The organism is Actinomycetota bacterium (genome assembly GCA_014360645.1).
GTDB lineage: Bacteria > Actinomycetota > Geothermincolia > Geothermincolales > RBG-13-55-18 > Solincola_B.
Genome location: JACIXD010000005.1, coordinates 66,155 through 80,616, shown reverse-complemented (window position 1 = coordinate 80,616; position 14,462 = coordinate 66,155). Strand labels below are relative to the sequence as shown.

Annotated in this window: 10 protein-coding genes and 1 tRNA gene; 2 read left to right on the top strand and 9 right to left on the bottom strand. The window is 64.5% G+C overall.

What is annotated here, in order from left to right; genetic code table 11:
• Position 1: 1 nt before the first annotated feature.
• Entirely contained in the window at positions 2-1,354 is a 1,353-nt protein-coding gene (locus H5T74_05720) for a DUF58 domain-containing protein (protein MBC7229871.1), read from the top strand.
• The gene (locus H5T74_05715; GenBank protein MBC7229870.1) at positions 1,300-3,561 is read left to right on the top strand and encodes a transglutaminase domain-containing protein; all 2,262 of its coding nucleotides are present in this window, start codon (positions 1,300-1,302) and stop codon (positions 3,559-3,561) included. Before H5T74_05720 ends, H5T74_05715 begins: the two co-directional genes overlap by 55 nt.
• Positions 3,562-3,591: 30 nt before the next feature.
• Here the strand turns inward: H5T74_05715 and H5T74_05710 are convergent, their stop codons facing one another.
• The 9 genes from H5T74_05710 to recF form a co-directional block, all read right to left on the bottom strand.
• Positions 3,592-4,587 (bottom strand): HD domain-containing protein, encoded by a 996-nt coding sequence (locus tag H5T74_05710; GenBank protein ID MBC7229869.1) that lies wholly within the window; start codon positions 4,585-4,587, stop codon positions 3,592-3,594.
• 236 nt (positions 4,588-4,823) lie between these two features.
• Positions 4,824-4,900 (bottom strand) — tRNA-Ile (locus tag H5T74_05705).
• An 885-nt stretch (positions 4,901-5,785) separates the two neighbouring features.
• Positions 5,786-6,382 carry a hypothetical protein gene (locus tag H5T74_05700; GenBank protein MBC7229868.1) on the bottom strand — a complete coding sequence of 199 codons (597 nt, stop codon included), beginning with the start codon at positions 6,380-6,382 and terminating at the stop codon, positions 5,786-5,788.
• Positions 6,379-7,824 carry an RtcB family protein gene (locus H5T74_05695; GenBank protein ID MBC7229867.1) on the bottom strand — a complete coding sequence of 482 codons (1,446 nt, stop codon included), beginning with the start codon at positions 7,822-7,824 and terminating at the stop codon, positions 6,379-6,381. The genes H5T74_05700 and H5T74_05695 overlap by 4 nt, the downstream gene beginning before the upstream one ends.
• 40 nt (positions 7,825-7,864) lie before the next feature.
• Positions 7,865-8,281 carry an archease gene (locus H5T74_05690; GenBank protein ID MBC7229866.1) on the bottom strand — a complete coding sequence of 139 codons (417 nt, stop codon included), beginning with the start codon at positions 8,279-8,281 and terminating at the stop codon, positions 7,865-7,867.
• A gap of 133 nt (positions 8,282-8,414) precedes the next feature.
• Entirely contained in the window at positions 8,415-10,913 is a 2,499-nt protein-coding gene (gyrA, locus tag H5T74_05685; protein MBC7229865.1) for a DNA gyrase subunit A, read from the bottom strand.
• Positions 10,914-10,955: 42 nt separating this feature from the next.
• Positions 10,956-12,875 carry a DNA topoisomerase (ATP-hydrolyzing) subunit B gene (gene gyrB, locus H5T74_05680; protein MBC7229864.1) on the bottom strand — a complete coding sequence of 640 codons (1,920 nt, stop codon included), beginning with the start codon at positions 12,873-12,875 and terminating at the stop codon, positions 10,956-10,958.
• 206 nt (positions 12,876-13,081) lie between these two features.
• Positions 13,082-13,378, bottom strand: coding sequence for a DUF721 domain-containing protein (locus H5T74_05675; protein ID MBC7229863.1), 297 nt, complete (start codon positions 13,376-13,378; stop codon positions 13,082-13,084).
• A 42-nt stretch (positions 13,379-13,420) separates the two neighbouring features.
• Positions 13,421-14,461, bottom strand: coding sequence for a DNA replication and repair protein RecF (recF, locus tag H5T74_05670; protein ID MBC7229862.1), 1,041 nt, complete (start codon positions 14,459-14,461; stop codon positions 13,421-13,423).
• Position 14,462: the final 1 nt, after the last annotated feature.

Sequence of the window (14,462 nt, the reverse complement as noted above, 5' to 3'; positions counted from 1 at the left end):
CTTGTTCTTCTCCCGCTCCCTGCTGGTGATGGCCCTCTCCCTCACCATGGTGCTCATCGGGGTCAACTCCCAGTCGGGCTGGATGTTCTGGCTGGCGGGGCTTCTCCTCGCCGCCCTCCTGGTCTCCTGGGCGGCGTCGGCGCTGCAGGTGAGGAACCTCTCCCTGCAGCGCGCCCACCTTTCGGAGGTGGTGGAGGGCTCTCTGCTGGGGGTGACCCTCGAGGTGCGTAACCGCGGCCGCCTCTCCCGCCACCTTCTGGAGGTCATCGACGAGGATCCCCGCGCCGGGCACCCCAGGCGCAAGCCGAGGCTGCGCGCGCCGGGCAAGTCCCTGGCGGAATACCTGCGCGACCCCTCTCCTCCGCGCGGCCCTTCCCCCTCCGAGTCCGGCGGTAGGGCTGCTTTCCTGGTGCCGCGCATCGGGGGTGGCGAGACGGTTACCATAACCTACCAGCGGGGGGGACTGCGGCGCGGCATCTACCGGGACTGGCCTGCCTATTTCTATTCCGAGGGCATAATCGGCCTGTCGCGGCATGCGGCAAGGGCTCGGGTGTCTTCGTGTCTTACCGTGCTGCCCGGCTACGTGGAGCTGGGGAGCCTCCCCCTCGTGGACTCCTTCCTCTACCCCCAGAGGACCCTGCAGGAGGTTTCCAGCAAGGGCGGCGGCTCCGAGTTCTACGGGGTGCGGGAATACCGCGCCGGCGATCCCCTGCGCCACGTGCACTGGAGGACCACGGCGCGCCGCGGTGAGCTGGTGGTGCGGGAGTTCGAGCACGAGACGGGAGCTCCCCTGCTCATCCTGGTGGACAACCGGGCAGAGGGCGGGCCGGAAGCCGCCGGCGAGGTCCTTGATTCCTCAGCTCGCCTCGCCGCCAGCGTGGCGCGCTACGCCCTCCATGCCGGGCATCCCGTGGCCATGGCCGCCGCCCGCGACGGCTCCCTTGACACCCTGCGGGTGAGGACCTTTCCGGAAGCCCTGCGCTGGCTCGCGGCCCTCACGCCCCAGGGGGCCGCGGGACTCGCGGACCAGGCTAGGCTGCTGGGACGCGAGCTCACCCCCGGATGTTTCCTCTGCTGCGTCACCCCCGCGGCGGACCTGGACCGCGAGGGCCTGGCGCATGTCCTCCCCCCCATGTGCCGCGTGTCGCTGGTGCTCATAGATGCCGGCTCGCATGCCGCCGACGGCAGAAACCGCCTCCCCCGTCCTTCGCCGCTCCAGCTCCTGGAGGCGTTGAGCCGCCGTCCTTTCGCCGGCCTCCACAGCGTGTCCTTTTACCGGAAAGGTGAGGATATAAGGAAATGCCTGGAAGAGCCCTTGATTATCTTCGCAGACTCAATGCCCCCCGCGAGGTAGAGGACTCCCTTCCGCTCCGCATAGCGGTATGGGCGGCGGTGTGCATCTCCCTCGTGGCCCTGTCCCAGCAGGGGGTGACTTCGCCGCGGGTATCGGTTTTCTCCATCACTCTCCTCACCCTGGGATATGTTTCCAGCTGGTGGAGGCGCTACCGGCCGAACATCCCGGTCAAGCTGGTGATCATGGGCCTGACCCTGGCAGCCCTGGTCTCCTTTCTTCGCCAGGTCTATCTCCAGCCGTACGACCCCCGTATCCCCCTCGCGGAGCTGTTCGTGTGGGTGCAGGTGCTGCACAGCTTCGACCTGCCGCGCGCCAAGGACCTGTTGCTGTCCCTGGTGAGCTCGCTCATCCTCATGGCCCTGGCCGGCTCCTACGCCCTCTCCGCCTCCTACGGCCTGGTGGTCCTGGCCTGGCTCTCGGCGGCCCTCCCCGCTTTGTACTTCATCCAGCATTCGCGCCTTTGCCTCCTCTCCTCCCGGCCCCAGCGTGCCGCCGTCCGTCCTCCCACCCTCAAGGGCATGCTGGCCATGCTCTCGGCCCTGACCGCCGCCATTGCCCTGGCCGGCCTGGCGGTGGGGGCTTTCATGCCCCGCGTCAACGCCAGCTACCTGCGCTCGCTGCCCTTCTCCCTGCGCCGCGCGGCTCCCTCCTCCGGCTCCTACGCCTTCTCCAACCCCGGCTATCCTGGGCTTCCCTTCAGGCCGCCCGAAAACCCCGTGCAGGTGAACCCCGAGGCCTATTTCGGCTTCAGTCCCTACCTGGACCTGCGCGTCCGGGGCAGGCTGGCCGACGGCCTGGTGATGAAGGTGCGCTCCACGGAACCGGCGTACTGGAGAGGCATGTCCTTCGTCTCCTACAACGGCTATTCCTGGCTGGCAGCCGAGGAGGAGCCCGAACGCCTGCGGACCCCCGAGCAGCCCTTCGAGATAGAATATCCCCCGGCGGAAGCGCATCTGGGCTCCCGTTCCGTCATCCAGACCTTCTACGTGGAGCGCGAGCAGCCCAGCGTGGTCTTCGCCGCCTTCCGGCCCGCCACGGTGTATTTCCCCGCCGACTTCATCTACCGCGACGCCTCGGGGCTCAAGAGCCCCTTCGAGCTCGACCAGGGGCTGGTGTACAGCGTGATCTCCAGTTACAACGCACCCGGCGACCGCCTGGCCGCCTCCACCCCTGAGGTGGCGGAGGGCGCCTCTCTCCCCTACCTGGAGCTGCCGCCCCTCCCGGAGCGCGTGGTCGAGCTGGCGCGGGAGATCGTGCCCGCCGGGGCCGGGCCCTTCCAGCGCGCTCTGGCCATAGAGGACTACCTGCGGGAGAACTATCGCTACTCCTTGGACGTTCCGCCGCTCCCCCGGGGCAGGGATGCCGTGGACCACTTCCTCTTCGACGCCGGGGCGGGTTATTGCGAGCACTTCGCCAGCGCCTACGCGGTGCTCTGCCGCCTCGCGGGCATCCCCGCTCGCGTGGTCACCGGATATTCCACCGGGGAATACAATCCTTTCACGGGGCTCTACGAGGTGCGCCTGCGCGACGCCCATGCCTGGGTGGAGATCTACCTCGAGGGCATCGGCTGGGTCACGCGAGAGCCCACCCCGAGCTTCTCCCTTCCCGATCCCGGCGAGGGCTCGGGCGGGCTCTGGGTCTTCGGCGAGTTCTTTTCCTGGGTGGGACGCAGCCTTTCCGCCCTTTTCCCTCCCGCCCTGCGGTCCGCGGCAAAGGGCTTTTTCTCCGCCCTGGTCTCCGGGGCATCGGCACTCGCGTCGGGCTTCCTTTACTCGGTGAGGGAGGCCCCGTGGGCTCCCCTGATCCTCGCCCTGCTGCTCTCCGCCCTCCCCTGTGCCGGGATGGCGCGCCGGAGAAAGCGCTCCGCGACCCGTTTCCTGCGCGGCGGCGCCGACGGCATCGAGGCCATGCGGGGCTTTCTCCAGCGCGTGGAAGGGCTGGGCATCTCGCGATCGCCGAGCCAGACGGCGGAGGAGTTCGCCGCCGCGCTGCGGGAGCTGGCGCCGGGGCTGGACATCGCCCGCGAGACGGAGCTCTTCGAGCGCGTCAGATACGGCGCCGATCCCCTGGACGAGGAGGAGCTGCGCCTGCTTCGCAAGGGACTCGATGCCGCCGCGCGGATCCTGGAGTCGAGGTCGGGGCGGGTGAGCCACGGTCTGCGGCGCCTCCGTTCACGCGGGGCGGGGGATGGGCGGGCGCGCGCATAGGCCACGGATACCACCGCGCCCGCCGGGGGGTCAGCGGGGGACCTCCTCCTCCAGGTTCAGCTCCATCTCCTGGCTCATTGACCTGGGCGCGTATAGGGGACGCTTGAAGAGGTTCTTCATGTCCGTCCACGGAGAATCGGAATCGCCCGCCCGGCTCACGATCTCCCGGAAGCTGTTGATCTTGGCGTCGAGGTTGTCGACGTGGTGTAGCACCACCGCCTCCAGGGTCTTGGGTCGCTTGGGAGATCCCCATTCCAGCTCGCCGTGATGGCTGAGGACGGCGTGCCGCAGCCGCATGGCGAGATCGGGAGGAAACCCGGGTATCCCGGCCATGCGTTCCCGGATCATCTCGTCCGAGAGCATGAGGTGTCCCAGGAAGCGGCCGGCGTCGGTGTAGTCGATGGCGCGCTCGAAGTCCAGCTCCTCTATCTTGCCGATGTCGTGGAGGGTGGCCGCGGACACCAGCAGGTCGCGGTCCACATCGGGGTAGAGGTCGCAGAGCAGGCGGCAGATGCGCACCGTGGTCGCGGTGTGTTCGAGCAGCCCGCCCAGATATGGATGATGGTAGTTCTTGGCAGCAGGCGCGGCGGTGAACCTGCGCATGAACGACGCGTCGTTGAGGAAAGCGAGCAGCAGTGCCCGCAGGTGAGGCTCTCGCACCTCCTCCGCGGCCGCCCGCAGCTCTCCCTCCAGGGCCGCGCGGTCGGTCTCCACCACGCGCAGGAAATCCGCCGTGTCCACCTCGTCATCGCTGCACCGGCGAAGGGAGTCCACCACCACCTGCAGCTGGTCGCGGTATTTCTCCACCCGGCCGCTCACCGCCACGTAGTCCTTCTCGGAGAAGGCGTCCTTGTAACGGTTGACGCCGTCCCACATCCTGGCCTCTATGCGCCCGCTCTTGTCGACCAGTTCCAGGGCCAGGTACGGCGCCCCCGCCCGCGTCTTGCGTACCTCCTTGCGCGTGACCACAAAGGCGCTCCTCACCTCGTCCCCCGGCTCAAGGTCCTTGATGAGCTGTTTAGACAACCCTTCCTCCCGTTCGTCTCGCCCTTCTCTCCCTTATCTATTCTTCTTTTCCCCCGCCGCTTTTCCTCCGGGACCCGGCCTCTCCGGCCCCTGCCGCCGGGGGCCAGGCCGCGCATCGCCTAAGCCCGCGTCCGGGAGAGAGACATTACCCTTCGGCTCGATACTACCCCGCAGCGACGACAAATGGTGGCAGAAGGAAAAGCCCGGGTGCCTTGCGGCCCCCGGGCCCTGATCGCTGGTGGGCCTAACTGGATTTGAACCAGTGACCTCACGCTTATCAGGCGTGCGCTCTAACCGACTGAGCTATAGGCCCTCGCAGAAAAGAATTATAGCCCCAAGCTTGCCCGGGCACAAGAAACCGAGCCGGTTCTCTGCATCGTGGACACATACACCATATCCTTGCTGCCTTCGAACCATTCTGCCGTAGACTCCGCGGGGGCGTGGTATCAGAGGCCCTGGTGAGGTCCCGCGTAATTGTAGATGTGATTTATGCCGGTTCTCTGCATCGCGGACGCATGGGCTCCACCCCCGCTTTACTCCATTAGCGGGGCCAGCAACTCCCCGGGGGCGAGATGCCCCCTGCCATGGTGTGGTCTCGCGCGATCTTACCGGTGATGCCGTCCGTCGACCATCTCGCTCGGCTCCTCGGCTGCATATCCCTAGAGGAAGGTCCGAAGCCCTGGCCCGGAAAGCCTGGCTCTCTCCCCACGTCTTTTCACACCAAGGAGTTCTTCCCGGATCAGCCGGGGCGGGGGGGTGGTGGGCGGCGAGTCCACCCCCCTGACGGCCGGGCCGCGGCGCCTGCGGGTCCCGGCGCCGCAATGTCGGAGACGGCCTCCTTATGCACACATTCAACAATATGTTGTGGAAATTAAGCCTCTACAACCCCATATGTTGTATGCCTCGTGACAATCGGGCGGGGTTTTTCTCCGGCGTCCATCTCCACAGCGCTGGGAGGCGGGCCTCGGTATCAGCCCGTTCTTTCCCTGTGTCCCGGCAGAGGTCGCAATCGAAAAAACTGATAGCCGCCGAGGCGGGCTTTAGTCTTTGCCCTTTCGTTCCCGGCATCCGCTGCCGGCTCCTCCCGCGTTACAGGGACCCAGGGGCTCGGGCTTCCATCCGCTCCCCTTCCGTGCGCTTCGTCCCCGGAGATGTGGGTTCCGGGGGATGATGGCGCGCGGTCGTGCGCCTGGACGCCTCAACCCCGGGGGCGCGGGTTCAATCCCTCGGGGAGCTGGAAGTTGGCCGGGGATACCTCTCCCACGCGCCGGTATTCCCACCGTATCTCCTTCAAAACCCTGCCGCCCTGCTCCGCCCTCCAGAAATCGGGCAGGCCCTCGGGTCCGCCGGCGCCCGCCCGGATAGACCTGCCGTCGGAGGTGTCCATGCGGAACTCCAGGCCGTCCCAGAACTGTTCGAGGTCGAAGTAGGCCTTCATGGTGATGTCCGGCATGAACCCCGCGCGGTAGAGGGCGTCCTCGCGGCTTATGGGCTCGTAGGTCCTCTGCGCCAGCCTTATCAGCCAGCCCTCCTCCGTCTCCCGGTTATAGATGATCACCTGGTTGTTCTCCTCCGCCACGATGCGGAAGGAGCCGCGGTCGAAGACTCCCACCCCCCGCGTCTTCCCGTCCTCCAGTGTTTTGACCTGGTAGCGACCCTCGTAGGTGCTGCGCATGGACCTCTCGCGCGGAGACAGCGCCTCCCCGCCGCCCCCGCAGCCCGCGACCAGGCCGAGCGCCAGCGCCGCCGCTGCCGCCAGCGCCCCGGTCGCCGCGCGCCTTCCCGCGCCTCTCAACCCTTCATCACCGCCACCGGCCGCGTGCGGGCCACCCTGCGCGAGAGCCCCGCTCCTTCGCATATCTCCACCACCTCGCGCACGTCCTTGTAGGCCTCCGGCGCCTCCTCGGCCAGGCCTGCCGGGTGCCCGGCGCGCACCATTATCCCGCTCTCCTCCAGCCGGCGTCTAAGCTCTTCCCCCCTCACCTTCTTTTTCGCCGCCTTGCGGCTCAGCTGTCTTCCGGCGCCGTGGCAGGTGGAGCCGAAGCTCTTACGCAGCGCCTCCTCCGTGCCCACCAGCACATAGGAGTGACTGCCCATGTCCCCGGGGATTATCACCGGCTGTCCGGTGCGGGAATACCTCTCCGCCACCTCGGGCCGGCTCGCCGGGAAAGCGCGAGTGGCCCCCTTGCGGTGCACCAGCAACCGCCTCTTACTTCCCTCCACCTCGTGCTCCTCGATCTTCGCAAGGTTGTGCGATACGTCGTAGAGCACCTCCATTCCCAGCGACCGCGCGCCTGCCCCAAAGGCACGTTCGAAGCATTCGCGGACCCAGTGGGTGATGGCCTCGCGGTTGCACATGGCGAAGTTTGCCGCGCAGGCCATGGCCGCCAGGTAGTCACTTCCCTCGCGGGAATCCACGGGGGCGCAGACCAGCTGTCGGTCCGGCAGGCGGTAGCCGTACCGGGCGAGCGAGGAACCCATGAGCTGGATGTAGTCGGTGCAGATCTGATGACCCATCCCGCGGGATCCCGAGTGCACCATCACCACCACCTGATCGGGGAAGAGACCGAGTCGCTCCGCGAGAGGATAGACCTCATCCACGACCTGTATTTCCAAAAAATGGTTTCCAGCTCCCAGGGTGCCCACCTGATCCCGCCCGCGCGCATAGGCCTTTTCGCTCACCCGCGAGGGATCCGCCCCGGGGTAGCATCCCTCTTCCTCCATGGCCTCCAGGTCTTCCTCCCAGCCTATGCCGCGGGCCACCAGCTCCCTGGCCCCCTTCGCCATCATGCGCTCCATCTCCCTGCGCTCGATGCGCAGCCTCCCCTTCGTCCCCAACCCTTTGGGGACCCCCGCCTCCAGCAGGTCGAGCACCTCTTGCATCTTCCCCGCCGCCTCGCGGTAGGAGAGCGTGGTCTTGATCAGTCGTACCCCGCAGGAGATGTCGTAGCCCACGCCACCTGGGGAGACCACTCCCTCTTCCGCGTCCGTCGCCGCCACGCCCCCGATGGGAAACCCGTACCCCCAATGGATGTCCGGCATGGCCAGGGAGGCCCTCACGATGCCCGGCAGGCAGGCCACGTTGGCCACCTGCTGGAGCGCGTTGTCCGCGTCCGCTTTCTCCAGCAGGGCGCGGTCCGCGAAGACGATCCCGGGGACGCGCATGCCCTCCTGGGCTTCGCGCGGGATCTCCCAGGTAAATTCATCCAATTCCTTCAGGTATTCGAGAAATGCCATCTTCTCCGCCCCTTCGTCAGGTCGCCTCGCCGCGGCGCTCTCACACGTCGAAGATCACCTGCGCCACCCAAACCCCGTTCTCCTCCCTCAGCTCCAGCCCGTGGTAGGTGGGGGCCTTCACCTCTATCCTGAGGTCGTGCCTTTCGGGGTCCAGGGGCTCCCCCCACCCCCACCCCGCGACTTTCCCTTCCCCCGGCTCAACGTCCTCGAACCGCGCGAAGGCGAAGCCCTCCGCTTCCACCCTGAACAGTATCTCGGAAAGCCAGGCCACCAGGAGCGCCTCGGGGTCTTCCGCCTCCGCTTCTATCCTCACCCTTCTCTCGTGCCGCACCTTCCCCGGGTCCAGCATGAGGGACATCATGCCCAGGGCACAGTTCCCGAACGCCTCGCCCAGGCTGCCTCCCCGGGCGCGTATGCCCACGTCCGAGGTGTGTTCCACCAGCTCGAAGGGTCTCATGGTTCCCCCGTTCGCGGCGCCACCGCGCGTGCCTGGCCTCGCTCTCGACGGTGCTCGTGCCTGCCCGCGAGCCTTCCGCGCGTCCCTGCTCGAGGGCGATCACGGAGGCTCAGGAGCGCTTGCTTCGCCTCCCTTACTCGAGCTCTCCCGCCGCTTCCCCGGGCTCCGCTCCCTCGACCTCTTCCTCGCCGTCCTCGGGCAACCCTTCGCGGGTGGCGAGCTGGGCTATGGAGGCGACCCGGTCGCTCTCCGAAAGCCTCATCACCCTCACGCCCTGGGTGGCGCGCCCCTGGCGCGAGATGTCCTCCACCGCCACCCGGATCACCACCCCGTCCACCGAGATGGCCATCAGCTCCTGGTTCTCCTTCACCACGCGGGCTCCCACCAGCAGCCCCTTCCCCCCCGCGAAGGAGATGGTGCGGACCCCCTTCCCTCCCCGTCGGTGACGGGGATACTTCGATACGGCGGTCCTCTTGCCGTAGCCGAGCTCGGTGATGACGAAGAGGTCCGCGTCCTCGGCCGCGATGCCCATAGCGATGACCTCGTCGTCGCCCACCAGGGTCATGCCCTTGACGCCTCGCGTGTCCCTCCCCATGGGCCGGCAATCCGACTCCGGGAACCTGATGGCTTGCCCGTTGCGAGTGACCATCACCAGGTCGCTCTTGCCGTCGGTCAGCCTGGTGTCTATGACCTCGTCGTCCTCTAACAGGCTGATGGCTATGATGCCGTCCTTTCGCGGGGTGTCATATAGTTTGAAGGGCGTCTTTTTCACCATACCCTTCCTGGTGGCCATCACCAGGTAGGCGCCCTCGGGGTAATCCCGGGTTGCGATGACCGAGCATATCTTCTCCCCCGAGGAGAGGGGCAACAGGTTCACCAAGGCCTGACCGCGGGCCGCCCTTGATCCCTCGGGGAGCTCGTACACCTTGAGGCGGTAGGCCTTGCCGCGGTTGGAGAAGAAGTGGATGTAGTGGTGGGTGGAGGAGACGAAGAGGTGCTCCACGAAATCGCCCTCCTTGAGGTTCATGCCCACCACCCCGCGCCCCCCCCTCCTCTGGATGCGGTAGGTGTTGATGGGCAGCCTCTTCACGTAACCGGAGTGGGTGATGGTCACCACCACCTCCTCGTCCGCGATGAGGTCCTCCACCTCCAGGTCCTCGTAGTCGGGGACGATCTCCGTTCTCCTGGGATCCGCGAAGCGCTTCTTGATGGCCTCCAGCTCCTCCACGATGATGGCCCGCAACTTGCTCTCGTCCGCGAGGATCTCCTTGAGGCGGGCGATCTCTTTCTTGAGCTCTTTGTGCTCTTCCTTCACCTTTTCCCTCTCCAGCCCCGTCAGCCGCTGCAGCCTCATGTCCAGGATGGCCTGGGCCTGCTCCTCGCTGAGCTTGAACTTCTTCATCAGGCCGTCCTTGGCGTTCTGCACGGTGCGGGAGGCGCGGATGAGCGCGATCACCTCGTCGAGGTGGGAGAGGGCGATGAGCAGCCCCTCGAGGATATGGGCCCTCTTTTCCGCCTTGTCCAGATCGAAGCGCGTGCGCCTGGTGACCACCTCTATCTGGTGGGCGACGTACTGCGAGAGCAGCTCCTTCAGGCCCATGAGGCGTGGAACGCCTCCCACCAGGGCGATCATGATGATGCCGAAGGACTCCTGGAGCTGCGTGTGCTTGTAAAGCTGGTTGAGGACCACCTGGGGGACGCTCTCCTTGCGCAGCTCCACCACCAGCCGCATGCCCGCGCGGTCGCTCTCATCGCGCAGGTCGGACACGCCCACCAGTTTCTTCTCGCGCACCAGCTCCGCGATGCGCTCCGTGAGCCTGGCCTTGTTCACCTGGTAGGGTATCTCGGTGATGACGATGCTCGATTTTCCGGACTTGCTCTGCTCGACGTGGGCCTTCCCCCTCACCCTTATCACGCCGCGCCCCGTCTCATAGGCGCTCTTCAGTCCCTCCAGCCCCATCACCATACCCCCGGTGGGAAAATCGGGGCCCTTCACCAGCTTCATGAGCTCGGCGGTCTCCACCTCCGGGTCTTTGATCACCGCGATGGCGGCGTCGATTATCTCTCCCAGGTTGTGGGGGGGTATGTTGGTGGACATGCCCACCGCGATGCCCGACGAGCCGTTGGCGAGCAGGTTGGGGAAACGAGACGGCAGCACCGAGGGTTCCTGAAGGGACTCGTCGTAGTTGGGGACGAAGTCCACCGTCTCTTTCTCGATGTCGCGCAACATCTCCAGGCTTATGGGCGAGAGCCTGGCCTCGGTGTAGCGCATGGCCGCGGGGCTGTCCCCGTCCACCGAGCCGAAGTTGCCGTGTCCGTCCACCAGCTCGTAGCGGGAGGAGAAGTCCTGCGCCATGCGTACCAGCGTCTCGTAGATGGCGGCGTCCCCGTGAGGGTGATATTTCCCCATCACGTCTCCCACCACCCTGGCCGATTTGCGGTGCGGGCGGTTGGGGAGCAGGCCCTGCTCGTACATGCCGTAGAGGATCCTGCGGTGCACCGGCTTCAGCCCGTCCCTGACGTCCGGTAGCGCCCTGCCCACGATCACGCTCATGGCGTAATCGATGTAGGAACGCCGCATCTCCTCGTCGATCTCCACCGGTTTAACTTTTCCGGCAAGGGCCTGTACCATTTTTCCTCTCCTTGTGTCGCCGCCGAACGCAGCCGTTTCCGACTAGATGTCCAGGAAGCGCACGTTGGTGGCGTGCTTCTGGATGAACTGGCGCCTGGCCTCGACGTCGTCTCCCATGAGGGTGTTGAATATCTCGTCGGCCACCAGGGCGTCCTCGAGGGTCACCTGCAGCAGGACGCGTTTCTCCGGGTTCATGGTCGTCTCCCAGAGCTGCTCGGCGTTCATCTCGCCGAGGCCTTTGTAGCGCTGGATCTCGTATTTCCTGCCCCCGAAACGTTTGGTGAGCTCCTCGAGCTCCGCGTCGTTGTAGGCGTAGTAGTCTTTCTTGTCCACGCTCAGGCGGTAGAGGGGCGGCTGCGCGATGTACACGTAGCCCGCCTCTATCATCTCCTGCATGTACCGGAAGAAGAAGGTGAGGATGAGGGTCCGGATGTGGGCTCCGTCCACGTCGGCGTCGGTCATGATGATCGCCTTGTGGTAACGCGCCTTGGAAAGGTCGAACTCCTCCCCGATGCCCGTTCCCGCCGCGGAGACGATGGCCTGTATCTCGCTGTTGTTGAGGATCTTGTGCAGCCTGGCCTTCTCCACGTTCAGTATCTTCCCTTTGAGGGGCAGGATGGCCTGGAACCGCCTGTCTCTCGCCTGCTTCGCGGAGCCTCCCGCGGAGTCTCCCTCCACGAGGTATATCTCGCACAGGGAGGGGTCTTTCATGGTGCAGTCTGCCAGCTTCCCGGGCAGGGAGGTGCTCTCGAGGAGGCTCTTGCGGCGCGTCAGTTCTCGCGCGTGCCTCGCCGCCAGCCTGGCCTTGGAGGCCCCCAGGATCTTGTTGACGATGGCGCGGGCGTCGCTCGGGTTCTCCTCCAGCCATTCCGCCAACCTGGCGTTGACGGTGCTCTCCACGAATCCCTTGATCTCGGTGTTTCCCAGCTTGGTCTTGGTCTGTCCCTCGAACTGCGGCTCCCTAAGCCTCACGTTGACGATCGCCGCCAGGCCCTCACGCACGTCCTCGCCGATGGGGTTCTCGTCCTTTTCTTTGAGCAAGCCTTTGCGCCTCGCGTAATCGTTCACCACTCGCGTCAGCGCCGCCTTGAAGCCGGCCAGGTGAGTCCCGCCCTCGTGGGTGTTGATGTTGTTCGCGAAGGTGTAGATGTTCTCCGTGTATCCCTTGTTGTACTGCATGCATATCTCCACCTGCGCGTTTTCCTGTTCCGCGCTCATGTAGATGGGTTTGGCGTGCAGGGGATCCTTGTTGGCGTTCACATGCTTGATGAAGTCGACGATCCCGCCATCGTAGCGGAAGACCAGCTCCTCCGGGGGGTCCTTTCTCTCGTCCCTCATCTCTATCCTCAACCCGCGGTTGAGGAATGCCGTCTCCCGCATCCTCTGGGCGATGAGGTCGAAGTCGAACTCGATCGTCTCGAAGATCTCGGGGTCGGGAGCGAAGCTGATTATGGTTCCCGTGCGGTCGGTCTTGCCCACCACCTCCAGCTTGGTGACCGGGGCTCCTCCTTCGTACCTCTGCTGATAGACCTTGCCGTCCCTTCCTATCTCCAGCACCAGCCACTTGGATAGGGCGTTCACCACCGACACCCCTACTCCGTGCAGACCCCCGGAGACGCGGTATACCTTACCCCCGAACTTTCCCCCCGCGTGAAGGGTGGTGAGCACCACCTCCGCGGCAGGTCTGTTCTGCTTCTTCATGATGCCGACGGGTATGCCTCGGCCGTCGTCCACCACGGTCACCGAGTTGTCGGGGTGTATGGTGATCCAGATGTTCTTACAGAAGCCGGCGAGACACTCGTCGATGCTGTTGTCCACCACCTCGTACACCAGGTGATGCAGCCCCCTCGGCCCGGTGGTGCCTATATACATGCTGGGGCGCTTCTTTACCGCCTCCAGGCCTTCCAATACAGCTATAGAGCTCTCGTCGTATACCTCTGCTCCTTTGGTTGCTCCCGTCATCTATCCTCCATCTTTACGCCGTATGTTCTCCGCCTTCCGCCGCTTTAGTCCTGCGCTTTTCCTATGATCAAATTATAGCATCCGCCCACTGCGGCCGTGTTCCTCTATCTCAATTTCTGCGTCTCTCGTGTCGGATGTACACTTTCGCGCGTCTGCTCCCGCTGGGGTGTGGTGATGTGGGGTTTTTTCTCGGCTTATATTAATCTCTACTTAAGGTTTATCTTTTTTGTTTTTACCCTTTTTATCGTCATGTTCGATATCTCTCCCGCAGCCTTTTTTATCTTTTCCTCCAGGTAGTGAAGGTCCTGGGCGGTCGCGTGCGAGTCCGCCCCCACATAAAGCGTCCCTTCTTCCAGGCGATACGGCACGGTCCTTCTCCCCAATCTCTCGCCCGCTATCCTTTCCCACCCCTTTCTTATCCTCAAGAGCGCCGATAGTTCCGGGGTCCCCTCCTCCTCCAAGAGATCCTCCATCAACTCTTCTATCCCTTTTATCTCCCTCATCGTCCTCCCCGGATCCGATCTTTTTAAGCCGCCCCTACACGCTTATCTTTTTTCGGGATGATCGAGGAAGATCTTTTCCGCCCCTGCCAGCTCCTCGATGTCCTCCGTATGGGTCAGAAATACCTGCCTCCATTCTTTTAACTCCTCCACGACCAGGCGCCGATTTTCCCTGTCCAGCTCCGACAGCGCGTCGTCCACCAGCAGTATTATCTCCCTCCCCGACCTGTTCTTGATCGTCCTTGCCAAGGCTATCTTCCACATCAGGGCGATCAACTTTTGTTCCCCCTGAGAACATTCCCTCCTTGCGTTTCTCCCTCCCAACTCGAAGACGATCTCGTCGCGATGCGGCCCTATGAGGGTCATACCCCTGCCGATCTCCGTGTTCTCCAGCCGCTCTACCTTCTTTGTCAGTTTTTCCGGTTCATCTATTCCCTCCCACATATTGGAATAATATCTCAGTTTTATTTCCCCCATCCCCCAGCTGTCCGCCATGCGCGCCATTTCCGCCCCCAGCTCCCCCAACCCTTCCGCGCGCTCCCGCACTACCGCCGTCCCCCACCTCAAGAGCAAGGGGCTCCAGCTTCTCAGCAGCTCTCTATCCCCCAGCCCTTTTTTTGCCGCCCTTATCGCTTCGTTCCTCTGCCTCAGCACCCTATGATATTCCCTGAGGGTGACACGATACCCCTTCTTGATCTCCGAAAGCGCCTCGTCTAGCTGTCTGCGCCTCGCCTCCGGCCCCCCTTTTATCATCCAGAGGTCATCGGGTTGGAACGATACCGCCCCGTACCCCTCCAGCGAGCCGCTCTCCCTCTTTTCCCCTCCCCCCTTTATTTCCAGCCCCTTTTCCATGTATACCGCCCCGCGCGCTCTTATGCGCAGGCGTGCAGAGTCCGCGCCCCTTTTCACCATCTCCTTCACGTCTGAGCCCCGCATCGGTTTTCCTTGCAGTGAAAAATAAAGGGCTTCGAGAAGATTGGTCTTCCCTCGCCCGTTGTTACCGATGATCGCGTTTATTCCCTCGCGAAATACGAATTCCGCGAGTTCATAATTCCTGAAGCCCGCGATCTCTATCCCTTCGATCACT